Genomic DNA, 24,558 nt, shown 5'->3' on the forward strand with positions numbered 1-24,558 from the left:
CGCCGGGACGCTGTTGCGCCAGGCACCCACTGCGTTCCTGATGATCGAGCGCGCGCTGGGCGACGACGGGATCGGTGACGAACTGGAGGTCTTGCGGTCCCTCGCCCGCCTGCGGGACCGGATGCGCGCCACGGGCGAGACCCTGGACGTGCTCAACCTCTCGCTCGGCGGTTACACCTTCGACGACGAGCCCTCGCCGCTGGTCGCGGAGGCGCTCAACCGCTTCGGTAAGCAGACCGTGATCGTAGTCGCCGCGGGCAACAGCGGCTCGAACCGCCCGTTCTGGCCCGCCACGCTCAAGAGCTGCGTCGCGGTCGGCGCGCTTGAGCCGGACGGCACCCGCCGCGCCGAGTTCTCCAACCACGGCTGGTGGGTGGACGCCTGCACCGTCGGCGCGAACGTCTGCGGGCCGTTCATCAACGACGGGCATGAGTTCTTCGGGTTCGCCGAATGGTCGGGTACCTCGTTCGCCGCGCCGCGGGTCGCCGGGGCGATCGCCGGGTTCGCCGCGTCCAAGCACCTGAGCGCGATCGAGGCGGCCGAGGCGCTGCTCGACCCGGCCAGCCGGCAGTGCCACCCGGACTTCGGCGTGGTGGTCGAGTGACCTCTTGGATCGATACCCTTTCCCGCGCTGTCGCTCAGGTGGGCGCGGGAAAGGGTGTGGCCGTGGACGAGGACTCCAGCACGCAGGAACTGCTCGCGGGGGCGGCGGGCGGGGACCAGAAGGCGTGGGATCTGCTGGTGAGCAGGTTCGCCCGATTGGTCTGGTCGGTCGCGCGCAGTTTCCGGCTCTCCGATGCCGACGCCGCGGACGTGTGCCAGACCACCTGGCTGCGGCTGGTCGAACACCTCGACGCGATCAACGATCCGACCCGGCTGGCCGGCTGGCTGGCCACCACGGCCCGGCGCGAGTCCATCGGCGTGCTGCGCCGCAGGGACCGAGAGGTGCCGATGTACGAAGGTCCTGGCGAAGAGGACGAAGACGACGATCAGGACCCTGAGCAACGCACCATTGAGCAGGACGAGCACCGCGAGTTATGGGACGCCTTCGCCGCTCTTTCCGAGCGTTGCCGCAGCCTGTTGCGGGTGCTCGCGGTCTCGCCACTGGACAGTTACGCGGAGGTCGCCGCCGCGTTGAGCATTCCGGTGGGCTCGATCGGGCCGACGAGGGCGCGCTGCCTCGATCGGTTACGCGCCCGATTGGCGACGTAACGCGCACGGTTACGCCGACCAGCACAACGCCACGCAATGTCCATCCGCACCGGGGGAAGTAGGGAATCATGGAAAGCAACCGATCAGTAGGCGAGAGCGTCGAGGACGCGAAGCTGCTGAGACGCGTCGGTGCCATGTTCGACCACCTCGATCCGGTACCGGACGCCGTCGTCTCGGCCGCGCGATCCGCCTTCGCCTGGCGTGACATGGACGCCCAGCTGGCGCAACTCATCGACGAGGAACAGCTGGTCGGCTCGGCGACGCGCGCGCACGGCGAACACCGGCTGCTTACGTTCGAGGCCCCCGGGATGACGGTGGCGATCGAGGCGACCGAGGTGGGCGGAGCGCGCAAGCTCATCGGTCAGCTGGTCCCGTCCGGCCCGCACCACATCGCCCTGGAGTCGGCCGCACAAGCAGGGCAGTCCCTGACCGCACCCGTCGATCATCTCGGTCGCTTCTCGCTCAGCGCGGTTCCTGCCGGGCTGCTGCGGCTTCGCTGCACCATGCCGGATGGCACTCAGGTAGTGACCGAATGGGTCGACGCCTGAGAAGCTGGGTCAGTGCGCACCGCTGCCGGGACTCCACGCGATGACGAGCGTCGCCTCGCCGAGGCGCTTGTCCTTGTAGAAGATGCGCAACGCGATCCCAGGAGCGCCTGCGAGCGAGCCGCCGAGCTGCTCGCGGTCAACCGCCGGGACGAGGCGGCATGCGCGGCGCTCAGGGCACTCGGCCTCGCCCGCAAGCAGCTTGGCGAGCTACCCGCCGCCAGGGCCGCGCTGCGCGCCGCTGTCAAGCTCGGGGACCGCGAAGGTTTTCCGCTGCGGGCCGCTCAGGCTCGTACGTCGCTGCTCGTCATCCTCGCGGACTCGGGGAACACACAGGCCGCGCTCGCCGAGGCGGCGCTAGCGGAAGCCACTCTCGCCAACGTTCCCGGTGGTGCGCCAGAGCTCGCTCGACTGCGAGTGAATCTGGGCCTGGTGCTTTATCGGACAGGACGGCGCGAAGAGGCGCTTTCCTGTTATCGGGCGGCGGAGCGTCCATTGCGGGAACACGGCGACGCGCGTTGGCAGACGGTGATGTTCCTGCTGCGCGGCACGTTGCTCGCCTACGAGGGTGATCATCGAGCCGCCGACGCGGACTTGACGATCGCCGTGGAAATGGCCCGCGACAACGGCTTTCACGTACTGCAGCAGGGCGCACGGCACAATCTCGGGTTCGCCGCGCTGCGGGCCGGAGACCTGCCCAAGGCCCTGCAAATGCTCGACGAGGCGCGCGAGCTGGCCGCGCAGCTCGGCTTGCCGATCAACCCGAACCTGGCTGACCGTGCGGACGCGTTGCTTGAGGCCGGTCTCGTCGAAGAGGCGCGACATTGCGCTGAGCAGGCGGCCGAGGGCCACGAGCAGTCCGGATTCGCGTTCAGCGCGGCCGAGGCGCGGCTGACCGCCGCGAAGGCGGCGCTGGCGGCCGATGACGCCGCGGCCGCGACGATGTACGCGCACGCGGCGCGCGTGGCCTTCACCAAGCAGCGGCGGCCGAACTGGGCGACGTGGGCTTCGCATATCGAGCTCGCGGCACGAGTCGCCGCAGGAGAGTGCAGCGTACGCATCCTGCGTGACCTCGTGCGCAACTCGGAGCAGCTGGAACAGGCCGGGTGGTTGATCACGCCGCAGGAGAGCAAGCTGCTCGCCGCGCAGACGGCCTTGGCGCTGGGCCGCGACGCCGAGGCGGTGGAGCTGTTCACCAAGATCGCCGCCGTGCGCCGCCGCGGTTCGGCGCGCCTGCGGGTCGTCGGCTGGGAGGCCGAGTCCGCGTTGCGCGAGATGCGCGGTGACATCAAGGGCGCGGGCCGCGCGGTAGACCAGGGGTTGCGCGCCGCCGCGGACTACGCGGGCAACCTCGGCGCCACCGACCTGCGTGCAGGTGCCGCAATGATGGGCGCGGACCTGGCCAAGACCGGATTGCGGCTGGCGCTGGCCGGCGGTTCCGCGCGGCAGGTGCTGCTGAGGGCGGAGCAGTGGCGGGCTGCCACGCTGCGGCGTCGGCCGGTGCGGCCTCCCGACGACGCGGCGTTCGCGGCGCGACTCGCCCGGCTGCGCGCGGTGGTCGCGCAGATCGCCGAGGACGGTCTCGCCGGAAAGAACGTGCATGGGTTGCAGACCGAGCGGCTGCGCCTGGAACAGGAAGTCAAAGAGCTGGCTCGGCACGCACCGGGCGGCGAATACGCACCGGAGCCGCGGCTCAACGTCGCCGCGCTCGGTGCCAGGCTCGGTGAGCGTGCGCTGGTGGAGTACCTGCGCGTTGACGACGCGCTGCACGCGGTGAGCCTGGTGGACGGAACGGCCCGGCACCACGCGCTCGGCTCGTACAAGGCGGTGCTCTCCGAGGTCGACTCGCTGCGCTTCTCGCTTGAGCGGATGGCGCGGCGGCACGGCTCCAAGGCGCTGCAGCAGGCCGCGGTGGCCGCCTACGAGTACGCCCGCGGCGAGCTGGACAACGCGCTGGTGCGGCCGCTGGCCAAGCGGATCGGGGATCGGCCGCTGGTGCTGGTGCCGACCGGTTCACTGCACGCGTTGGCCTGGTCGGCGCTGCCGTCGCTGACAGATCGCCAGGTGACCGTGTCGCCGTCGGCGCGTTCGTGGCTGACCGCGGTCAACGCTCAGGCGCAAGACGTGCTGGCGAAGCCCGCCACGCCGGGGCAGGCGGGTGAGGATGCGGCGCGACGCGGCCCCGGGCACGTCCTGGGGGCACACCACGCGATCGCGAGCGCGCCGGCGTCCGCCGCGGCTGAACACGATCGCGTCAGCGGCCAGGTGGTGCTCGCCTACGGCCCGGGTCTGCCGCACGCCGAGGCCGAGATCGGCGATCTGGCCCGCCGTTACCCGCTGGCCAAGCCGTTGGTCGGCGCGGACGCCACGGCTCAGGCGGTGGCCGAGGCGCTGGACGGCGCGCAACTGGCCCACATCGCGGCGCACGGGCGGTTCCGGTCGGACAACCCGCTGTTCTCCAGCCTGGAGCTGGCAGACGGACCGTTGACCGTCTACGACCTGGAAGGCATCGAGCAGGCTCCGGCCACGCTGGTGCTCTCGGCCTGTGATGCGGCGCTGTCCGGCATCCGGCCCGGTGACGAGCTGATGGGCGTGGCCAGCGCGGTGTTCGCGCTCGGCACGCGCACGCTGATCGCGTCGGTGGCGCCGGTCGGCGACGCCGAGACCCGCGAGCTGATGAATGTGTTCCACGGGGCGCTTGATCGGGGGCTCAGCCCGGCACTCGCCCTGGTCGAGGCCCAGCGGGCGGTTCCTGACGCGCGCGGCTTCGTCTGCTTCGGCGCGGGCTGACGCACGGGGAACGCTGTCGCCGTCGTTCTGCGCGCGTGAATGCTTGGCGCGATCCTGGGCACCCGACTGTATCGACTGAAACCGAACAGAAGGGATGACCGGACATGACCGCCGAGGATGCGGCGCGCAAGGCCGACCACCAGGCGCAGAAGGTCAAGGGCAAGGTCAAGGAGAAGGTCGGCGCGGCCACCGGGGACCGCAGCACGGAGGCCGAGGGCAAGGCCGACAAGACCGCTGGTTCGCTGAAGAAGGCCGGCGACAACATCAAGGACGCGGCGAAGGGTCGCTGAGTCCGCTAGACGGGCGCGAGCGACGCGTGTGTACCCGATCGCCGCGGGTACAGGCGGTCCGGCGCCCGTCGGGCCTAGATCGATAGACCAAGCAGGGCGCGTATCGCGGTGAGAGCCGCCGATGCGCGCCCGCCTTGCTTTTCCCTGAGCTCAGTCTTCGACTTCAGCGTCGTCCGAGTTCTTCGCGTCGTCGTCCTGGTCGCGGTCGGCCGATCCGTCGGAGCGTGCGTAGCCCTCAAGGTAGCCGCGCGCGCGTTCGGTACGCGGATAGGACTCCAACAGCGCCCAGAACTTGGGGCCGTGGTTGGGCACGAGCAGGTGTGCCAGCTCGTGCAGCAATACGTAGTCCAGGACGTATTCGGGCAGACCGCGGACCCGGTCGGAGATCCGGATGGTCCCGTCAACCGGAGTGCACGAGCCCCAGCGCGCGGCCTGATTGCCGACCCAGCGCACCGAGACCGGCCGGGCCCGGCCGCCCAGATACTGCGCCGAAAGCGCCAGCGCGCGGCGGGCCAGCTCCGGTTCGTTCAAGGCGCTGCGCCGCTCCCGGCGTTCAAGCCGGTCGAGCATCGCCCGCACCCAGCGCTCCTCCTCCCCGGCGGACATCTGCGCCGGGATGAGCACGACCGTTCGGTCACCTTCGCGGTACGCGGAGACGGTCCGGCGGCGGCGCGGCGAACGGCGCACTTCGACGGCCGGGTCGGCGGCGCCGGTCCCGGCGGCCGGCCGGTCGGTGCGGTCCGCTGCCATGTCAACCAAATTAGCGGCTGAGCGCCCTTTCGGCCCGCCCCGGCGGGCCCGCTGCGCCGAAAACTTGTCCACAGCCGCCCAGCGGACGGCTTTTCGGCGATTGTCCAAGATTCTTTGGCGCCGCTGGTCAGCAGGGGCGCCGCGGCTGGATTCACAGGTTTGTCCACAGGGTAGCGGTGGATGTCCACAAAGGCGCGCCGATGTTTCCCCAGGTTATCCCCAGGGTTATCCACAGCCGTCCGTGGGATCCAATTGACGGTCGGCCCCGGCAGCCCGTAGCGTCGCTCTCTGGATGCGGGGCTCTCGGAAAACGGCTCCCGCCCCGGCGGCTTCGCGCCCCGGTCGGCGGAGTGCGCGCCTGGGGGCCCCGCGGCGTGTATTTCGAAGGGGAACGCCCCCTATTCCGAAGGACGCCCTCCGCTCAGCGCCCCTCTGCGGCGCCGGAGGAATCACCGGGCCGGTTGCCCGGCGCCATGATCGCACCCCCTCCCCGAACCCGGCCGGATCAGTGATCCGTCACAGCTGCGGTGTGACTAATCACCCTTAAGTGGGTACCGCATAACGCTCAGGCCGCACGCATGGGCCACGATGCGTGTGCGGTGTGTGCTCTCGCGTAGGGTGGCCTATCGCCCGACCGCCGAGCCCGGCGGACGGGGCGCACGATCGCGTTCCATCGCGAAGAGTCAGGAACAACAGGAGGGCCGACCATGGCCGAGACGTACACGGGCGAGGCTTACTGCGTGAAGTGCAAGGAGAAGCGGCACTTCACCGGCGAGATCAAGATCAGCGACTCGGGGCGCAGGATGGCGCAGGGCACCTGTCCGACCTGCGGCACGAAGGTGAACCGGATTCTCGGCAAGGCGTGACCGAGCGGCTGCCGATGCCGGGGGCGTCGGGCGCTCGAGCGTCCGGCGCTGCCGCGGCGCAGCCGAAGGACACGCAGCGGAATCGGGCATTACGTGGCGAACAGGACACACTGCAGCCGGAGCGGGCGCCGCGTCGTGAGGTGCCTGACTGCGCACAGATCTTCTGATCTTCGTGTTCGTCACAACTCTTCGATCATCGCTCCGGCTGAGCACGACCCGTTCTCAATCCAGCTTCTCCGGAGGGCCAGCAGCGCGATGCGACCGGTGCTCAAGCCGGCGCTGAGCCGCATCTGGCACGACGAGCGCACGCTCCAACTCGGCCGGGGCCCGGCTACCAGCCACCGCTATCGGATGACCGGGGCGGCGCGCGCCGTGATCGACGCGCTGGACGGCACCCGCGACATCGAGGCCCTGCTCAGCTACGCCGAACGAATCGGCGTGGCGCGCGGCGACACCCTTGATCTGCTCGACCGGCTGGCCGCGGACGGCTGCCTCGACGACGCCGCCCTCGACACTTCCGCGCTGACCGCCCTCGCCCCCGGCGAACGGGCCCGGCTGGACCCCGACCTCAGCGGCCTCGGGCTGCGTCACCGGCTGCCCGGCGGGGCCGTGCGCGCACTGGAACGGCGGCGCGGCTTCTCGGTATCGGTGCACGGACTCGGCCGGGTCGGAACCCAGACGGCGCTGCGGTTGGCGGCGGCCGGAATCGGCACGATCGTTCCGGTCGACGGCGCGACCGTCCGGCACGAGGACACCGGGCCGGGCGCATATCGCGAAGAGGACGTCGGGATGCGCCGACAGGATGCCGTGGCCCGCGCGATCCGCCTGTTGGCGCCCTCCGCGAACACCGTGCTCGCGCCCCGGCGCACCGCCGCCGACCTGACGATCATCGCGCCCGGCGAGCGGCCGCCTACCGAGCTGCTGGTCGATCTGACCCGACGGCTGGTACCGCATCTGCTGGTAGAGGTGTGTGAAGACCGTGCGGTACTGGGGCCACTCGTCGTACCGCGGCGTACGCCGTGTACCCGTTGCCGCGATCTCGCCCTGACCGACCGCGATCCGCTGTGGCCGCGTGCCCAGGCCGGTCTCGCAGCGGACGGGGCTACGACGCGGCCCGCCTGTGACACCACGCTGGCCGCCCTCGCCGCCAACTTCGCGGTCCTGCATGCGCTCGCCTACCTCGACGGACAGACGCCGCCGAGCGTGGGAGCGGTGTGGTCGTTCGCGCTGCCATATGCGCTTCCGGAGCGGTTCCCGGTTCCGGAGCATCCGGCGTGTAGCTGCGTGGAGCGCGACCGCGGCGACGACGATCTGCGTCTGTTCGAGGCGGCCGCCCCGCCTTTGTCCACGATCGGACTGGCAGAATGGACCATGTGAGTGACCTGCCGCGCAATGCCGTAGCCCGTACCGCCAAGCTGGCGACGCTGCCGCTCGGCCTGGCCGGCCGGGCCACCATGGGTCTCGGCAAGCGGCTCGGCGGCGCTCCCGCGGCCGCCGTGCTGACCGAGGTCCAGCAGCGCACCGCCGAGCAGCTCTTCCGGGTTCTGGGCGAGCTCAAGGGCGGGGCGATGAAGTTCGGCCAGGCACTCTCGGTCTTCGAGGCCGCGCTACCGGACGAGTTGGCGCGGCCTTACCGCGCCGCGTTGACCGGGCTTCAGGAGAACGCGCCGGCATTGCCCGCGGCCTCGGTGCACAAATCGCTCGCCGCCGCCTTCGGGCCGAACTGGCGCGAGAAGTTCAGCTCTTTTGACGACAGGCCGGCCGCCGCCGCGTCGATCGGGCAGGTTCACCGCGCGGTGTGGCACGACGGCCGCGACGTCGCGGTGAAGATCCAGTACCCGGGCGCGGGCAAGGCACTGCTCGGCGACCTCAACCAGCTGGCCCGGGTCGCCCGGCTGTTCAGCCTGCTGGTGCCCGGCATCGAGGTGAAGCCGCTGATCGCCGAGCTGCGCACGCGGATCGCCGAGGAGCTGGACTACGCGGCCGAGGCGGCGGCCCAGTCGAGCTACGCGAAGGGCTACGCCGACGACGCCGACATCACCGTCCCGGACGTGGTCGAGCAGGCCGGCACGGTGCTGGTGACCGAATGGCTGCCCGGCATCCCGCTGGCGTCAGTGATCGCCAACGGCACCCAGGCGCAACGCGATCGCGCGGGCACGTTGCTGGTCAGGTTCCTCTACTCCGGTCCGGAACGCGTGGGGATGCTGCATGCCGACCCGCATCCCGGCAACTTCCGGCTGCTGCCCGCCGAGCCGGGCGCGGCCATCGCGGACGTGGACCCGGATGACCCGACGGCATGGCGGTTCGGCGTGCTGGACTTCGGCGCGGTCAACCGGCTGCCGAACGGGATGCCCGAGGCGATCGGCGTGGCGCTGCGTGGCGCGCTGGCCGGGAACGCCGTAGAGGTGGCGCAGACGCTGCGCGAGGAGGGTTTCCTCAAGCCCGGCACCGAACTGGACCCGGAGGCCGTGCTCGACTACCTCGCCCCGCTGATCGATCCCCTGCGCGGTCCGCAGTTCTCCTTCAGCCGCGAGTGGCTGCGCGAGCAGGCCGCGCACCTGGCCAACGGCAAGAATCCGGCCGCCTCGCTCGGGCGCAGGCTGAACCTGCCTCCGTCATACCTGCTCATCCACCGCGTCACCATGGGCGGCCTGGGCATCCTGTGCCAGCTCGGCGCGACGGTCCCGGTGCGTGGCGAGCTGGGCGACTGGCTGCCCGGTTTCGCCGAGGAGGGCTTGGACCGCGGCGACGAGGCGGACGAGGACGCGGTGGCGCAGTAATGCGGTAACGCCCAGCTGGCCTAGGGCTTGAAGACCTGATCCAGGAACTGCTCCAGGTTCAGCCTCGTGCGGGCCACCTGCTCCTCCAGAGTCATCGACTCCTCGAAGCGCGAACCGAGGTCGGAGATCTTCTTGCCGCGCACGTACAGCGGGCAGGCCAGGTCGGCGCAGATATACGTGCCGACCGTGTTGCCCTGGCGCCCGCTGGGCCCGGCCTTCGGGGCGGCGAACAGCGAGACACCGGTGCCGGGATGCGCGGTCACGCAGATGGAGCAGACCGTCGTCTTCACCAGGGCCCGGCGCACGCCCGTCGGCACCCGCATGGTCACTCCGACCAGCCGGTCCTGGTATTCGGCCACCAGATAGCCGCGGTCCGGGGCCTTGGGATCGCGCCAGCCGAGGAAGTCGAGGTCCTCCCACGGCAGCCGGGCCAGACCGGCCGGCAGATTTATCCTGGCCGCCTCGCCCTTCGAACAGTTCACGAAGGACTCGCGCAGTTCCTTCTCGGTGACCGGGATCATGGTCCGACGCTAGCATCCGGCGCCGCGCGCGTCGTCGGAATTTGCCTGGCCCTGGCCCGCGGCCAGCAGCCTTCTGTGATAAAGGTACGATCCTCCGACCCCTGTGGCCGCAAAATCCCGTCGTTTTGAGGGTTTCCACCGATGACATTGCGGCCCTTCTGCGCTTAGGTCGTATCTGGCCGCGCCGCGGCCGCCTCGTACGTCAGGATGCTGAACGTCTCGACCTTGGGAGAGGGAATCGGATGGAAAGCACGGGAAGGCGGGGTCGCGCGCGCGGCCTCGTGCCGCTGCTCGCGGTGGCCCTGGTGGCCGGCGCCTCGGCCGCGGCCGCGCGGGCGGGGACCGCGCCGGGCGCGCGTGATTCGGGCAAGTCCGTCGCCAGCGCCGATCCGGGCTGCCTGCTCAGCCAGCCGGGCAGCTCGATCAAGCACGTGATCTACCTTCAGTTCGACAACGTGCACCTGACCCGGGACAACCCGAACGTGCCCAGCGACCTGGAGCAGATGCCGAACCTGCTGAACTTCATCACCGGCAACGGCACCATGGACGCCAACCACCACACGCCGCTGATCGCGCACACCGGCAACGACATCCTCACCTCGATCACCGGCATGTACGGCTCGAACCACGGCCAGCCGATCTCCAACTCGTTCCGCTACTACACCCCGACCGGGGTCACGAACTCGGCCGCCTCCTTCGCCTACTGGACCGACGGGGTCGCGGACTCCTCCACCCCGACGCCGACCGACACGGCGCCTGAGATGGTCACTCGGGCCGGGAAGAACACCCCGGCGCCGTGGGTCGCCTACACCCGGGCCGGCTGCGATTTCGGGGCGGTGTCGACGGCGAACACGATCCTGGAGAACACCAAGATCGACATTCCGAAGGTGTTCGGCCCGAACTCGGCCGAGGCGGCGGAACTGGCCGCCAACCCGAACCTGGCCTTCACCGACTTCGTCGGCATCGGCGTGCACTGCGCCAAGGACTCGAAGCTGTGCGCCGGCTCGCCGAACGCCAAGCCTGACCTGCTGCCCGACGAGCCGGGCAGCTACACCGGCTACCAGGGGCTGTTCGGAGCGAAGTACACCAACCCGGCGATCTCGCCGAGCGGCCCGGTGACCCAGGTCGACGGCACCACTCCGATCGTCGACTCGGCCGGCAACCCCGGCTTCCCCGGCTTCGACGGCATGACCGCGGCCAACAGCCTGGGCTACGTCGCGCAGATGCAGGAGGCGGGCGTCCCGGTCACGTACGCGTACATCTCCGACGCGCACGACAACCACAGCACCGTCAGCGCCTACGGGCCCGGAGAGGCCGGGTACGTCGCGGCGCTCAAGTCGTACGACACCGCGTTCGGCCAGTTCTTCGCCCGTCTGGCCAAGGACGGGATCAACAAGAGCAACACCATGTTCGTGGTGACCTCCGACGAGAACGACCACTTCGTCGGCGGCAAGCCGAGCCCGGCGAACTGCGACGGCGTCACCATCCCGTGTACGTACTCGCAGATCGGCGAGGTCAACGCGAACATCAAGGGCCTGCTCGCCACGCAGCAGAACAACACGACGCCGTTCGGTGTGCACGCGGACTCGGCGCCGAACTACTACATCAACGGCAACCCGGCGCAGGACGACCCGACCACCAGGTCCTTCGAGAAGGCCGTGGCCGCGGTCACCGCGACCAATCCGTACACCGGCACCACCGGTCCGATCGTCAACTACCTGGCGGACCAGACCGAGATGAACATCCTGCACATGGTCACCGGGGACCCGCTGCGCACGCCGACGGTGACCGAGTTCGCCGATCCGGACTACTTCGTCTTCAGCGGCGCGGCGAACTGCAACTCGCCGTGTGTGCAGGCGCAGGCGGCGTTCGCGTGGAACCACGGCGACTTCTCCCCCGACATCAACACCACCTGGCTCGGCCTGGTCGGGCCGGGCATCAAGCACCTCGGCGTGACCAAGGCGGTGTGGTCGGACCACACGGACATCCGGCCGACGATGATGGCGCTGCTCGGGCTCAGCGACGACTACGCGTACGACGGTGTGCCGCTGATCGGGTTCTTGAACCCGCGGGCGCTGCCGCAGTCGGTGCGCACCGCGCTGCCGCTGTATGAAGCGCTGGCCGCCGCGTACAAGCAGCTGAACGCCTCGGTCGGGCAGTTCGCCGCCGCGACGCTGAAGCGGGCGACCGCGGCGATCGAGTCCACCTCGCCGGGTGACGCGACCTATCTGCAGACCGATGCGGCGCTCGCGGCGCTCGGCCAGGAGCGCGACGCGATCGCGGCGCAGATGAACCAGCTGATCAACGGCCAGTTCTTCGATGACGGCGGGTTCTCGGCTTACTCACACGCCGCGCTCGCCCCGCACGGGATCCAGGGCACCGGGCACAACAGCATTCCGGCCCTGATCTCCTCGGCGACGACGCTGATCGGAAAGGCGTGAGCGCCTGACTGACGCGGCGAGGATCTGAAGCCGGTCGAGCTGAGGATCCGCAGCACGAAGACGGCTGGCCCGCCCCGGAGTTCGTTCCGGGGCGGGCCAGCCGTTTCAGTTCTCTGCTACTGCTACTGCTACTGCTTCTTGCTCCGCGTTATCGCATGAGCTGCTGGGCGAGCGCGCGGCGCGCCCGCAGCATGGTGCGGCGGAGGCGGTGCTCTTCCGCTTGTCGTAAGCGTTCACGGTGCAGTTCTTGTGCGAGCTGATAGTGCGTGTGCAGCATGACGTTGCTCCTGACGCGCAGGTCGGACGGGTTGGCGTGGCCGGGAACCGGGGGAACGAACAAGTCAGTGGTGGACATCGGGGTTGTCACTTTCTGGATTCGGTGGGTGTTGCCTGTTTGCTTGCTGGTTGCGGGTCGTCGCGCGGTCAAGCCGCGACGGCGACGACGTCGGTCTTGCGCGGCCGTCCACGCGGCCGCTTGCGGGCCACGATCACGCCCTGGACGAACAACTCGCCGCCCCAGACGCCCCACGGCTCCTTGCGCTCGAGCGCTCCGGAGAGGCAGGCCTCGCGGATCGGGCAGGCGGTGCAGATGCTCTTCGCGAGCTCGACGTCGGCCGGCGACTCCGCGAAGAACAGCTCCGGGTCGGTGGAGCGGCAGGGCAGGTCGTCGGCGAGCGCGACCGGCTCGAACACGGTCAACTGCATCGTTGATTCCTTCCTCTCGGTCTCGGCGCCGCCGGCTGCGGGGCCTGGGGTCACTGCGGTGGTGCTGGGGATCTGGCTGCGGGTTTCGACCTTCGCTGTCTCGGTCAACTCGCCGTCTTCCTCGGTCGTGATCTGAATGCGGTTCAGGTCCCGCCGCCCCTCGCACCACCGGTTTCTCGCCGGAGGAACAAGAAGGCCGCGGATCCCGGATAATCGGGTTCCGCGGCCTGGAGGTCGCTCGTCTGACTGGTTGTCAGACCGGTGGTCTCCAGGGTCGTGGGTCCCGACGGGACATCAGGTGAAGCTGGTCCTGCTGCTTGGTGGTGCCGGTGGTACCGTTCGCGATCACGCGCTTGCCGTTGGCCGTCGTGCTGCCGTCGACGTCACGATCGACTCCGCGTCGCTTCGCGGCGACGGCCGGGGTGGCGGCATAGCCGACACCAGTGGCCTCGACGCGGCCCTGCGGTCGCACCAGCGCACCGGCCCAGACCTGGGCGGCGGCGGAGCTGAGGGAAAGGGCGGCGGGAGCGAACGTAGCGGTGACGTCCGACAGCGATGGGCAGGCCGGCAGGACCGCGGCGGACGGAATCGTCGTCACCATGGATTCGTTCCTCACGGGTCTCGCCTCCTGCCTATTTCTCGGCCGACACCGGGGGCGAGCCGGTGGCGGCGGGTTCCACTATTCGGTGGTTCTGCCGGGTGGATCGGCCGGAAAATCCGGCCAAGTCCGTGTGCTGGAGAGGCTAGGGTAGCTACTCCGGCCGCGCAAACTATTTTTGAGCTGCGCATTTGTCGCTACGAAGAGCAAGGGATGCCGAGTGCTGAGAACCGACGCCGCAGCGTCCCCCGTGTTCGCCCCACTATCCTGTCATGGTTGATCGGCGGTGTCACCCCTTGCGGGCGAACTTCTCGGGGAAAAGTGGCAGGGCACGACTCGATAAAGACGGGAACACCGATGCCGCGCCTCGCGTCATCTAGGACTGTGTCGACCAGCACCGAATCCTCCGCGTCCGCGGCGCGGGCGCCCGTCGGCGACGGCGAAGGCGCGGACGTGACCGCGACCGGCGGCCGGTCCGCGGCGCGCTCCGGCCCGGCCGCGGCGTTCGCGGCGGTCCTGGGCGCGGTGTCGCGGCCGGTGTCGCGCTACTTCGCGGCGCCGGGCTGGCGCCGGACGAAGCGGGCGGCGGACCGGGTGCTGCTGATCGTGGTGGTCGGCGCGGTCGGCTGGACGTTGTGCAGCTCGGTGTTCCTGGGGACGCGGGCCGTGGCCAACCGCGGAGTAGCGGTGGTGCATCTCGGCGGGCAGCCGGAGGTGCAGATCACGTGGGCCGACGGCGAGACGCCGAAGTATCCGGTGCTGCCGAGTGAGGTGCTCACCGGAAGTCAGACCGCGCGCGTCTCCATCTCGATCGCGAACGACAGCCCGGACGGCGTCGTGATACAGCCCGCAACGCTGACCGGGCCGTACCTGGCCGGCCCAGTCGTGCTGCGGCCGGACAACGGGAACGGCTACATCCTGGGCAATGGGACGATCCATCTGGTCGGCACGGTGACGGTGAACTGTGACGCGGCGGGCAGCGTGGCGCGCACGCTGGTGCAGGGCGGGCAGACGGCGGCGCAGCAGCCCACGACGATCGCCTTCGACCTGCGGGACACGAACAAGAAGAAGCACACGGCGTTTCTGGTCATCGACACCACGGCGGCCGCGCTCCAGGGAAGGGTGTGCACGCGGTGAGCGACAAGCGCGAGCCGGACTTGGCGCCGTCGGAGGCAGCGCAGCCGGAGGCTGTGCCGGGGGAAGCCGTGCCGTCTGAAACGGCACCGCCCGAGGTGGCGGAGTCAGGCGCGGCTGGTACCGGAGTCCCTTCCGCCAGCGCCGCTACTTCCGTCAGCGCCGACTCTGTCAGTGTTGGCGCTGTCAGTACCGACTCTGTCAGTACCGGCACTGCTAGCTCCGTGAACCGGCGGCGCCGCATCGGCATCGCCGTGCTCATGGCGGTGGCCGCGATCGCCGGGGCGGTCGGCAGTTGGGTGTACAACCACGGGTACAAGGTCAGGGCCGCGAACAACTCGGCGATCATCCGGTCGGGCGCGGAGCTCTCGACGTACGTATCGCCGGGTGACTACACCGCCGTCACGGTTCCGATTCGCAACGACAGCCCGTACCAGGTGACCGTCATCGGACTGACCGTGCCCAACGCGCCGAAGCTGGTCTGGGATCACCACCAGGTCGTCATTCCGCCGAACGCCACGACCAACCTGCGGCTGTACACACGCGGCGAGTGCGCGGCCTCCCCGCACCCGATCACCCACCGCCAGCCGGTGACCGTCGTGGTACGGGTGCTGACGATCAACGGCAAGATGCACGGTTCGCTGCAGGAGCTGATCAGCGGCGCAATCCAGTACGCCGACGACCTGTGCGCGATTCCCTCAGCGAGCGAGACCTTCTAACTTCGGCGCGCGGGTCAGAAGAGTTCGCCTCCGTCTTCGGTGTCCGCGCTGTCCTCGTCCGCGTCGCCGTCCCCGTCCGCCGCGCCGCCTGCCGCGCCGAGCAATGCGAGTACGTCATCCGCGTAGCGCTCCAGCTTGGTCGCGCCGACGCCCGGGATGCCGGCCAGCGCCGCACGGTCGGCGGGGCGCGATTCGGCGATCGCGGTCAGCGTCGCGTCGGTGAAGACGCAGTACGCCGGAAGCGATTGCTCCTTCGCCCGCGCGGAACGCCACTCGCGCAACCGCTCGAACAACGCCTCGTCGAGATCCGACGGACAGTCGACGCACCGGCCGAGCTTGCGCTCCACCGCCTCGATCAGCGCGCGTCCGCACACCCGGCAACGCACCGGCCCGGCGCGGCGCGACCGCTTGGCCTCGTCGCCGCCTGCGCGTCCCGCTCCCCCTCGGCCGCGCACGACTGAGCCGCCAGGTCCGCCGGATCGAGCCTCCTGCGCTTCGCGCAACGCGTCGAGGAACCGGGATGGCCGGCGCGTGGCCCGTCCGCCGGGTGACCGGGCCAGCGCCCAGGAGAGCCGCAGCCGTTCCCGGGCCCTGGTCACCCCGACGTACAGCAGCCGCCGCTCCTCCTCCACCTGATCCGGGGTCTCCGCATAGCTGATCGGCAGCAGGCCTTCGGTAAGCCCGACCAGCAGCACCGCGTCCCACTCCAGGCCCTTTGCGGAGTGCAGCGAGGCCAGCGTCACGCCGTCGACCACCGGGGCGTGCTGCACGGCGGCGCGGGCGTCCAGTTCGCGCACGAACTCGGCGAGACCGGCTTCGGGATGCGCGGACGCGTATTCCTCGGACAGCGCGGCGAGCGCGGCCAGCGACTCCCACGCCTCACGCTGCCGACCGGAGCCCGCCGGGGGCGTCGGGCTCCAGGTGCCGTTGCTGGAGAGCACCGCGCGCACCGCACTCGGCAGCGGTTCGGGATCCGCGCCCACGGCGGCGACCGCGGCGCCTTGCAGCAGCGTCTTGGCCTGACGCACTTCGGGCCGGTCGAAGAAGCGCTCGACGCCGCGCACGACGTAAGGCACGCCGAGGTCTGCGAACGCCTGCTCGTAGGCCTCGGACTGCGCGTTGATCCGAAACAGCACGGCGATCTCGGCGGGCCGGGTACCCGCGTCGATCAGCTGCTTGATCCAGCGTGCGACGCCTTCCGCCTCGGCGGTCTCGTCGGCGTACTCCTCGTACTCGACGGCCGGGCCCGGCGGCCGCTGGGCGACCAGCTCGACCCTCGCCCGCGCGGTGCGTCGCTGCGCGAGCGTGTCCGTGGGCGCCTCGCTCAGCAGCGCGTTAGCCAGCGCCACGACCTGGGGCGTGGACCGGTAGTCGCGTACGAGCCGCACCAGCGTCGCGTCCGGGTAGCGGTCCGGGAAGCCGAGCAGGTACTCGGGCGTGGCGCCGGTGAACGAGTAAATGGTCTGGCTCGCGTCGCCGACCACGCACACCGAGTCGCGCTTCCCGAGCCAGCAGTCGAGCAGCCGCTGTTGCAGCGGGTTGACGTCCTGGTATTCGTCCACGACGAAGTGCCGGTACTGGTCCCGCACCCGGTCCGCGATGTCCGGGCGGGTCTCCAGCACCCCGATGGTCAGCAGCAGCACGTCTTCGAAGTCGATCATGCCGCGATCGCGCTTGACCGCTTCGTAGGCCGCGTACACCCGGCCGGTCTCCGCGGGGTCGCGCGGCGGCATGCGGCCGGCCTTCGCCGCGGCCACCGGATAGTCGTCCGGAGTGGTCTGGGTGGCCTTGGCCCACTCGATCTCGCTGGCCAGGTCGCGCAGTTCGGTGCGGTCCGCGCGCATCCGGCAGGCCGCGACCGCCTCCGCTATCAGCGGGAGCTTGGTGTCTATCAGCTGCGGCGGCGGCCCGCCGACCGTGTGCGGCCAGAAGTACTGCAACTGACGCAGCGCGGCCGCGTGGAAGGTCCGCGCCTGCACCATCCCCGCGCCCAGCATGCGCAGCCGGCCGCGCATCTCCCCCGCCGCGCGCGCGGTGAAGGTGACCGCGAGCACCTGGTTCGCCGGGAAGACCCCGCACGCCACCGCGTACGCGATGCGGTGCGTGATCGCCCTAGTCTTGCCCGTCCCGGCGCCGGCGAGCACGCACACCGGGCCGTGCAACGCGGTGGCGACCGCGCGCTGTTCGGGGTCGAGTCCGGCGAGCAGGGCCTCCCCGCTGTCGGCCGCGGTCGGGTTGGTCATGGGAGCAATACTCTCAGGCGGCACCGACAGCGCGCTGAGGCTCCGCGGGATCCGGGAAGACTCTGGCCGCCGAGGTGGTTAACGAAATGACCGGCGACGCGACCGGACAAGCGGAATTGGAGCAGTGATGGCAGCGCAGATCACGATGTACTCGACGCCCTGGTGCGGGTACTGCCGCCGGCTCAAGGGCCAGCTTGAGCGGGCCGGGATCGAGTACGCCGAGGTCGACATCGAGCGGAACCCGGAAGCGGCTGATTATGTGATGTCTGTGAACAACGGTAATCAGACGGTGCCTACTGTGACGTTCCCGGACGGATCGGCGCTGACAAACCCGAGTCTTGCTCAGGTCCAGGCGAAACTCGCCTGACGACCATGTAACACCCTCGCCAAACAGCGTTCACCCGGAGTAGGTTGCGCCTACTGCCGTGTCGTGTGCTCTTGCGCGCGCCGCGGCAGTGGCACCAGCGCACACCGCACCAAAGGTACGACAGCACACGTACAGCAGGCACACGTACAACAGTGTTCGGTACTGGTCCGGGTGGAGTTCATGGCTACCGTCGAGTTCGTCGATGCGTCCCACACGTATCTGGGGACGAAGAGTCCGGCCGTCGACTGTTTGAACCTCACGGTCGAGTCCGGTGAGTTCATGGTGTTGCTCGGAGCCAGCGGCTGCGGAAAGACCACCGCGCTGCGGATGCTTGCCGGGCTGGAGACGGTGGACACCGGCGCGGTGTTCATCGACGGCGTCGACGTCACCGAGACGCAACCTGGTGATCGCGACATCGCGATGGTGTTCCAGAACTACGCGCTGTACCCGCAGATGACGGTCGCCGAGAATCTCGGTTTCCGGCTGTCGCTGACCGGCGCGCCGCACTCGGCGGTCGCGCGAAGGGTGCGCCGGATGGCCGCCCAGCTCGACCTGACCCCGACGCTGGACCGGATGCCGCGCACGCTTTCCGGCGGTGAGCAGCAACGGGTCGCGATGGGCCGCGCCATGATGCGTGAACCCAAAGTCTTCCTGATGGACGAGCCGCTCGGCGCCCTTGACGCAAAGCTGCGCACGGACGTGCGTACCCAGATCGTGAACATGCAGCGGCGGCTTGAAGCTACGACGATCTACGTGACGCACGATCAGATCGAAGCCATGACGATGGGCGACCGCATCGCGGTGATGAAGGACGGCGTGCTCCTGCAGTGCGATACGCCGCGCGCCCTGTACGAGAACCCGCTCAACGCGTACGTCGGTGCGTTCGTTGGTTCGCCGCCGATGAACCTGATCAAGGCGCGGGTCGAGTACGACTGGGCGGTGCTCGGCGACGTGAACGTGATCGAGCTGCCGCTGGACCGCAAGACCACCGCTGAGCTGCAGGTGCCTGAGGTGACCGTCGGGTTCCGCCCGGACACGGTCCAGATCACCTCACCGGGCAGCGGCCTGTACGCGCATGTCGAGGCTGTCGAGAACCTCGGCTACGTCGCGTACGCGCACTGCTCTACCGGTGTCGGAGAGGGCCGCAAGACGATCGTCGTGCGCTGCGAACCGCATGCCACGCCGCGCCCGGGCTCCGCAGTCGGCCTGGAACTTTCACTGGACTCGGTGCACTTCTTCGAGACGCGCACCGGTCGCCGGCTGACCCCTCAGCGCTGAGCCCTGTTTCGGCTCAGGCCTGCCCGAGGAGCCTCGCTCAGCGCGCCGCCTCGGCGATCGGACCGCCGTACCAGTGCTCGATCAGCGAGCGCGCGATGGAGATCTGACCGGAGAGCACGACCTGCCCGGACGCCGCGGCCTCGGCAAGCTCCGCGCGGGTGAACCAGCGCACTTCCAGCACTTCCTCGCCGTCCGCGCGCACCCGCTCCGGGTCGTCCACGGTCGCCGTGAAGCCCAGCATCAGGCTGCACGGGAACGGCCACGGCTGGCTGCCCAGGTAGGTCACCGAGGTGACGGTCAGCCCGGCCTCCTCGGCCACCTCGCGGGCGACCGCCTGTTCCAGCGACTCCCCCGGCTCGACGAAGCCGGCCAACACCGAGAAGCGCCGCTGGTCCCAGGCCGAGCCGCGGCCGAGCAGCAGCCGCTCGTCGGGGTCGGTGACCGCCATGATCACGGCCGGGTCCGTGCGCGGATAATGCTCTGTACCGCAGTTCGCACAGCGGCGGATGTGCCCGGCTGCGGCGACCTCGGTCGGGTGGCCGCAGCGCGAGCAGTAGCGGTGGCTGCGGTGCCAGTGCTCAAGCGCGACCGCGTGGGTGAGCAGGCCGGCGTCGCGATCCGAAAGCTGCACGCCGACCTCGCGCAGCGACGCGGGGCGCGCGTCACCGTCCATGCGGCCGGGCAGCGTCTCGGCCGGGACGGCGAAGTAGGTGTAGCCGCTCTCGTCCCGGCCGAGCAGGTAACGGTCGCCTTCCGGCGCGTCGTATGAGGGCAGCGTCACCAGCCGCGGCTTGGTCGCGCCGGGCTGGACCGGGTCCGGCTCGTCGAGCACGAACGCCCGGCCCTCGCTGACCACCAGGACCCGGGTGTCCGGGTTCGACCAGGCGGCGGCGAGGGCCAGCTCATCGAGGCGAAGTTCAGCGGTGCGGTCCACGGCGCCGCGCGCCAGGGCCAGCCGTCCGAGCGGTCCGGTCGCCGCGTCGCGGTGGTCGGCCATCGCTCGTTTCCCTCCCTTGGGCGGCACCCCATAGTGCCCGACGTCTGCAACGACGCAGCGTGATCACTTGTTCCTTGCGAGATCTTCCCACAGGTAGGCCGCGGCCTCCGCGCCCTTGAGCAGGTTGGCGACGTCCACGCGCTCGTTCGGGGCGTGCCAGCCGTCTTCGGGCAGTGAGACGCCGAGGAAGACCACCGGCGCGCCGAGCACGTCCTGAAGGTCCGCCTCAGGGCCGGAACCGCCCTCGCGGGTGTAGAGGATCTCGCGCGGCTCGCCGTCCGGATCCGCGGCGAACGCCCGTCCGAGCGCGCGAGTGATGGATTGGAGCGCGGGGTGGTCGAGCGGGGTCAGGCAGGGGCGCACGCCCTCGCCCTCGTACGAGACCTCGTACTGGATCCACTCCGGCACGCGCTCGGCGAGCCAGGACTCCAGCGCCTTGCGCACCTGCGCCGGGTCCTGACCCGCGACCAGCCGGAAGGAGAGCTTGGCGTGGGCCTCGGACGGCACAATGGTCTTCGAGCCGTGGCCGGTGTGCCCGCCCCAGATGCCGTTGATCTCGGCGGTCGGCCGCGCCCAGATCCGCTCCAGGGTGCTGAATCCGGCCTCGCCGACCGCGGCCGGCGACTTGGCGGTGCGCAGCCAGGCAGCCTCGTCGAACGGCAGCTTCGCGAACAGGTGCCGCTCGTGCTCGGTCAGCTCGACGATGCCGTCGTAGAAGCCGGGCAGCGTCACGTGCCGGTTCTCGTCATGCAGCCCGGCGAGCAGCCGGACCAGCTCGGTGACCGGGTTCGGGATGGCGCCGCCGAAGGAGCCGGAGTGCACGTCGCCGCTCGGGCCGCGCACGTCGATCTGAGCGGCGATCAGACCGCGCATGCCGGTGACGGTGGACGGAGTCTGCCGGTCCCACATGCCGGTGTCCGAGACGACCACGACGTCGCAGGCCAGCCGGTCGGCGTGCTCGCGCAACAGGGCGGCGAAGTTCGGCGAGCCGGACTCCTCCTCACCCTCGACGATCAGCTTGAGGTTGACGGCGGGCGCGCTGCGGCCGGTCGCGGCGAGGTGCGCGCGCACGCCGAGCAGATGGAAGAAGAGCTGGCCCTTGTCGTCGGAGGCGCCGCGGGCGAACAGCTTGCCGTCACGCACGGTCGGCTCGAAGGGCGCGGTCTCCCACAGCTCAAGCGGGGTGGCCGGCTGCACGTCGTGGTGACCGTATACGGCCACGGTCGGTGCGTCGGAGTCGCCGGAAGGCCACTCGGCGAACACGGAGGGCAGGGCGGCCCCGTCCGCGGTCTCCCAGACTTCCACGGTCGGGAAGCCGATGGCGCGCAGCTTTGCGGCGAGCCATTCGGCCGAGGCCCGCACGTCGCCGACCCGGTCGGGGTCGCCGGAGACGGAGGGGATCCGCAGCCAGTCCTTGAGGTCTTCGACGAACCCGGCCGAGTTCTGCTCGACGAAGGTGCGAACGGAAATGGTGCTGTCGGTGGACATGATCCGACCCTACCGGTCGACGCGATCGCTCATTGCTGGTAGGTCGCCAAGAACCGGGCCAGGCCGGCGATGGCGTCCTCCAGGTCCCGCACCCGCGGCAGCGTGACGATGCGGAAGTGGTCTGGGTACGGCCAGTTGAACGCGGTGCCGTGCATGACCAGCATCTTCTCCGCGTTGAGCAGGTCCATCACGAAACGCTCGTCGTCGGTGATCTTGTAGACGCTCGGGTCGAGCCGCGGGAAGGCGTAGATCGCGCCCTGTGCCTTGGTGCAGGAGACGCCCGGGATCTGGTTCAGCAGCTCGTAGGTGCGGTTGCGCTGCTCCCAGAGGCGGCCGCCGGGTTCGGTCAGCCGGTCGATGGACTGGAAGCCGCCGAGCGCGGCCTGTACCGCGTGCTGCACCGGGACGTTCGGGCCGAGCCGCAGGTTGGCCAGGATGTCGAGGCCCTGGATGTAGTCCCCGGCGTGCTCCTTCGGGCCGCTGATCACCATCCAGCCCATGCGGTAGCCGGCCGCGCGGTAGGTCTTGGACAGGCCGTTGAAGGTGATCGCCAGCAGGTCGGGGCAGGAGAGCGCGGTCGGCCTGTGCACGGCGTCGTCGTAGAGGATCTTGTCGTAGATCTCGTCGGAGAGCACCATCAGCTGGTGCCGCCGGGCCACCTCGACCAGGTCGTCGATGACCTGCTGCGGATAGACCGCGCCGGTCGGGTTGTTCGGATTGATGACCACGATCGCCTTGGTGCGCGGGGTGACCTTCGACTCGATGTCGGCGATGTCCGGGATCCAGTCGGACTGTTCGTCGCACAGGTAGTGCACCGGCCGGCCCCCGGCTAGCGCGGTCGCGCCCGTCCACAGCGGGTAGTCGGGCGCCGGGATCAGCACCTCGTCGCCGTTGTCGAGCAGCGCGTTGAGCACCATGCCGATCAGCTCGGACACGCCGTTGCCGATGTATACGTCCTCGATGTCGATGCCGATGAGGCCGCGGGTCTGGTACGACTGCACGATCGCGCGCCGGGCCGAGGGCAGTCCCTTGGAGTCGCCGTAGCCGTTGGAGTCGGGCAGGCCGAGGATCACGTCCTGCACCAGCTCGTCCGGGGCCTCGAAGCCGAACGGGGCCGGGTTGCCGATGTTGAGCTTGAGGATGGAGTGCCCCTCGGCCTCCAGCTGCTTGGCCCGGGTGAGGACGGGTCCGCGCAGGTCGTATTGGACCTCGGACAGCTTCCGGGATTGCTTGAACTCCACGTGACTCAACTCCAGGGCGCGGGCGCTCTCGCGGCGGACCGGCGGCTTCGGCGGCGTCAGCGGCTTGTGCGCTGCCTTTCGCCGTTTGTATCAGGCGTTCCGGTGATCCGCATGGGTGTTTCGCGATGCGACCCGTCGCGTGGACGGTGCGGGCTGGGTTTTCAGCCCTCGCGGCGCAGCACCAGCAGCGCCGCGTCATCGTTCAGTTCGCCCTGCATATGACCGAGCAGCCGGCCGCGCAGGAAGCCGGCGATCATGTTCGGCGGCAGGTCGCAGACCCCGCGCAGCAGCGGTTCGAGCGGGAAGAAGGCGCCACAGCGAGCGCGCGCGTCCGAGACCCCGTCGGTGTAGAGCAGGAGCGAGTCGCCGGGCCCGAACGGCACGGTGATCGCGCTGGCGGCATAGGGTTCGTTGACGAGCGAGCCGAGGCCGAGCGGGAGGCTGCACGACGCGGACTCGATCAGCCGCGTGTCGGTGCCGTGCACCAGCAGGGGCGCGGGATGCCCGCACAGCACGAGAGTCGCCTCGGCGGCGCCCGGATCGTGCCGGGTCTGCTGCCCGTCGCCTTCCGGGACGCTCTTGGGATCGGCAGCGCCCCCCGGATTCACTGCGCCCCCAGAACCAAGGGCGTTCTTCGTCTTGTTAGCACTCGTCGCCCTGGTAGCGCTCTTTGCGCGAGAACCGAGGGCCTTCTGCGCGCCGACAGTAGGAATCTCGACAAGGACCGCGGTCGCGAAGTCCTCGGCCCAGGTCTCGGCATGCGCGTCGCGGAGCGCGTCAGTCCTCGCCTTGCCCTGCCCGCCGGACTCGGGCTGCTGTTGCGCCTGCCGGACGAGTTCCGCGTGCCGTATCTCCGAAGCGCGGCGCGCCAAGGCCGCGTCGAGCCGAACCGCCACTGCCTCCAGCGCGGGTTCCACCGCGCCGGCCTCACGGAAGGCGCCGAGCAACGCGGCGGCGCCGCTGACCGCGTCCAGCCCATTGCCGCGCATGTCGCCGAGGATCGCCCGCACGCCGTACGGGGTCTCGATGATCTCGTAGAAGTCGCCGCCGATCTGCGCACCGCTGGCCGCCGACAGGTACTCGACGGCTGTGACGACCGACCCGATCCGCGCGGGCACCGGCCGCAGCAGCACCCGCTGGGTCACCTCGGCGATCTGGCGCACCTCGTCGTACGCGCGCTGGGTGCGCAGTCGCCGCTGAGCGACCAGGTAGGTGGCGAAGGTGACGATGAGGATGGTCGGCGCGATGCCGAGCCGCTCGCCGAACTCCTCGGATCCGGGCCGGAAGGGCAGGAGGGCGAGCAGCGCGCACGCGCAGCCGAGCGCGATGCACTGGCGGCGTCCCGTTCCGGCGCAGGCGATGGCCGGCGCGGCGGCGAGCAGCGGCGTCAGTTGGGCGCCGAGTTGCAACGCCAGGCTCAAGGCCACGATGCACGCCACCCAAAGCGCGGGCGCCGCGTAGACCGCGATCCGCCAGGCCCGGCGCGGGATACGCCGAACCGGCGCCCTGCGCACGGTGCGGTGGTGCGCGTGAAGCGCTTCCTCTGTGCGCTCGGGACGCCTGGGGTCCAGGTGTGTTGCGGTGGTCACGGTG

Annotated in this window: 23 protein-coding genes; 13 read left to right on the top strand and 10 right to left on the bottom strand. The window is 70.1% G+C overall.

All coding sequences use genetic code 11. The features are described 5' to 3' along the window. From VFA06_RS15110 to VFA06_RS15130, 5 genes are all read left to right on the top strand, one after another. A partial coding sequence (locus VFA06_RS15110; RefSeq protein WP_324841193.1) for a S8 family peptidase occupies positions 1-604 on the top strand: 604 nt, incomplete at its 5' end. Positions 605-666: 62 nt separating this feature from the next. Next, the gene (locus VFA06_RS15115) at positions 667-1,212 is read left to right on the top strand and encodes a sigma-70 family RNA polymerase sigma factor (protein WP_324841194.1); all 546 of its coding nucleotides are present in this window, start codon (positions 667-669) and stop codon (positions 1,210-1,212) included. A gap of 68 nt (positions 1,213-1,280) precedes the next feature. Next, positions 1,281-1,760, top strand: coding sequence for a hypothetical protein (locus VFA06_RS15120; protein WP_324841195.1), 480 nt, complete (start codon positions 1,281-1,283; stop codon positions 1,758-1,760). 12 nt (positions 1,761-1,772) lie between these two features. Beyond that, on the top strand, positions 1,773-4,547 hold the full coding sequence (locus VFA06_RS15125) for a CHAT domain-containing tetratricopeptide repeat protein (RefSeq protein ID WP_324841196.1): 2,775 nt from the start codon (positions 1,773-1,775) through the stop codon (positions 4,545-4,547). A 104-nt stretch (positions 4,548-4,651) separates the two neighbouring features. Next, positions 4,652-4,837, top strand: coding sequence for a CsbD family protein (locus VFA06_RS15130; RefSeq protein ID WP_324841197.1), 186 nt, complete (start codon positions 4,652-4,654; stop codon positions 4,835-4,837). Between the two features lie 150 nt (positions 4,838-4,987). Here VFA06_RS15130 and VFA06_RS15135 read toward each other — a convergent pair whose 3' ends face one another. Continuing rightward, positions 4,988-5,587 carry a M48 family metallopeptidase gene (locus VFA06_RS15135; RefSeq protein ID WP_324841198.1) on the bottom strand — a complete coding sequence of 200 codons (600 nt, stop codon included), beginning with the start codon at positions 5,585-5,587 and terminating at the stop codon, positions 4,988-4,990. A 707-nt stretch (positions 5,588-6,294) separates the two neighbouring features. Between VFA06_RS15135 and VFA06_RS15140 the strand changes: the two genes are divergently transcribed. The 3 genes from VFA06_RS15140 to VFA06_RS15150 all read left to right on the top strand — a co-directional run bounded on the left by VFA06_RS15140 (position 6,295) and on the right by VFA06_RS15150 (position 9,233). Continuing rightward, a complete protein-coding gene (locus tag VFA06_RS15140; protein ID WP_324841199.1) occupies positions 6,295-6,453 on the top strand; it encodes a DUF5679 domain-containing protein in 159 nt (52 codons plus the stop codon). Positions 6,454-6,717: 264 nt separating this feature from the next. Further along, positions 6,718-7,830: a ThiF family adenylyltransferase gene (locus VFA06_RS15145; RefSeq protein WP_324841200.1), complete on the top strand. Its 1,113-nt coding sequence runs from the start codon at positions 6,718-6,720 to the stop codon at positions 7,828-7,830. Further along, entirely contained in the window at positions 7,827-9,233 is a 1,407-nt protein-coding gene (locus tag VFA06_RS15150) for an AarF/ABC1/UbiB kinase family protein (protein WP_349260194.1), read from the top strand. The genes VFA06_RS15145 and VFA06_RS15150 overlap by 4 nt, the downstream gene beginning before the upstream one ends. 20 nt (positions 9,234-9,253) lie before the next feature. On the opposite strand, the gene VFA06_RS15155 is transcribed toward VFA06_RS15150, so the two are convergent. Then, positions 9,254-9,754: an FBP domain-containing protein gene (locus tag VFA06_RS15155; RefSeq protein WP_324841202.1), complete on the bottom strand. Its 501-nt coding sequence runs from the start codon at positions 9,752-9,754 to the stop codon at positions 9,254-9,256. 242 nt (positions 9,755-9,996) lie between these two features. Here VFA06_RS15155 and VFA06_RS15160 point away from each other — a divergent pair, with 242 nt between their 5' ends. Beyond that, the gene (locus tag VFA06_RS15160; protein ID WP_324841203.1) at positions 9,997-12,195 is read left to right on the top strand and encodes a hypothetical protein; all 2,199 of its coding nucleotides are present in this window, start codon (positions 9,997-9,999) and stop codon (positions 12,193-12,195) included. A 148-nt stretch (positions 12,196-12,343) separates the two neighbouring features. Here VFA06_RS15160 and VFA06_RS15165 read toward each other — a convergent pair whose 3' ends face one another. The 3 genes from VFA06_RS15165 to VFA06_RS15175 all read right to left on the bottom strand — a co-directional run bounded on the left by VFA06_RS15165 (position 12,344) and on the right by VFA06_RS15175 (position 13,516). Then, complete coding sequence (locus VFA06_RS15165; protein ID WP_324841204.1) at positions 12,344-12,550, bottom strand: hypothetical protein; 207 nt, start codon at positions 12,548-12,550, stop codon at positions 12,344-12,346. Between the two features lie 68 nt (positions 12,551-12,618). Continuing rightward, complete coding sequence (locus VFA06_RS15170) at positions 12,619-13,008, bottom strand: WhiB family transcriptional regulator (protein ID WP_414639899.1); 390 nt, start codon at positions 13,006-13,008, stop codon at positions 12,619-12,621. A 145-nt stretch (positions 13,009-13,153) separates the two neighbouring features. Next, positions 13,154-13,516, bottom strand: coding sequence for a hypothetical protein (locus tag VFA06_RS15175; protein ID WP_324841206.1), 363 nt, complete (start codon positions 13,514-13,516; stop codon positions 13,154-13,156). A gap of 366 nt (positions 13,517-13,882) precedes the next feature. Here VFA06_RS15175 and VFA06_RS15180 point away from each other — a divergent pair, with 366 nt between their 5' ends. Both VFA06_RS15180 and VFA06_RS15185 read left to right on the top strand, forming a co-directional pair. Further along, a complete protein-coding gene (locus VFA06_RS15180; protein WP_324841207.1) occupies positions 13,883-14,635 on the top strand; it encodes a hypothetical protein in 753 nt (250 codons plus the stop codon). 221 nt (positions 14,636-14,856) lie between these two features. After that, complete coding sequence (locus tag VFA06_RS15185) at positions 14,857-15,351, top strand: hypothetical protein (RefSeq protein ID WP_324841208.1); 495 nt, start codon at positions 14,857-14,859, stop codon at positions 15,349-15,351. Positions 15,352-15,365: 14 nt separating this feature from the next. Here VFA06_RS15185 and VFA06_RS15190 read toward each other — a convergent pair whose 3' ends face one another. Further along, positions 15,366-17,594, bottom strand: coding sequence for an ATP-dependent DNA helicase UvrD2 (locus VFA06_RS15190; protein ID WP_324841209.1), 2,229 nt, complete (start codon positions 17,592-17,594; stop codon positions 15,366-15,368). Positions 17,595-17,721: 127 nt separating this feature from the next. Here VFA06_RS15190 and VFA06_RS15195 point away from each other — a divergent pair, with 127 nt between their 5' ends. Together VFA06_RS15195 and VFA06_RS15200 are read left to right on the top strand one after the other, a co-directional pair. Further along, positions 17,722-17,961, top strand: coding sequence for a mycoredoxin (locus VFA06_RS15195; protein ID WP_324841210.1), 240 nt, complete (start codon positions 17,722-17,724; stop codon positions 17,959-17,961). A gap of 180 nt (positions 17,962-18,141) precedes the next feature. Beyond that, positions 18,142-19,239, top strand: coding sequence for an ABC transporter ATP-binding protein (locus VFA06_RS15200; RefSeq protein WP_324841211.1), 1,098 nt, complete (start codon positions 18,142-18,144; stop codon positions 19,237-19,239). A 37-nt stretch (positions 19,240-19,276) separates the two neighbouring features. On the opposite strand, the gene nudC is transcribed toward VFA06_RS15200, so the two are convergent. From nudC to VFA06_RS15220, 4 genes are all read right to left on the bottom strand, one after another. Further along, positions 19,277-20,236 carry an NAD(+) diphosphatase gene (gene nudC / locus VFA06_RS15205; RefSeq protein ID WP_324841212.1) on the bottom strand — a complete coding sequence of 320 codons (960 nt, stop codon included), beginning with the start codon at positions 20,234-20,236 and terminating at the stop codon, positions 19,277-19,279. A 63-nt stretch (positions 20,237-20,299) separates the two neighbouring features. Then, positions 20,300-21,724 (bottom strand): dipeptidase, encoded by a 1,425-nt coding sequence (locus VFA06_RS15210; RefSeq protein WP_324841213.1) that lies wholly within the window; start codon positions 21,722-21,724, stop codon positions 20,300-20,302. A gap of 29 nt (positions 21,725-21,753) precedes the next feature. Continuing rightward, on the bottom strand, positions 21,754-22,965 hold the full coding sequence (locus VFA06_RS15215) for a pyridoxal phosphate-dependent aminotransferase (protein WP_324841214.1): 1,212 nt from the start codon (positions 22,963-22,965) through the stop codon (positions 21,754-21,756). A 161-nt stretch (positions 22,966-23,126) separates the two neighbouring features. After that, complete coding sequence (locus VFA06_RS15220) at positions 23,127-24,554, bottom strand: PP2C family protein-serine/threonine phosphatase (protein ID WP_324841215.1); 1,428 nt, start codon at positions 24,552-24,554, stop codon at positions 23,127-23,129. Positions 24,555-24,558: the final 4 nt, after the last annotated feature.

The sequence above is a fragment of the Actinocrinis sp. genome (genome assembly GCF_035653575.1).
GTDB lineage: Bacteria > Actinomycetota > Actinomycetes > Streptomycetales > Catenulisporaceae > Actinocrinis.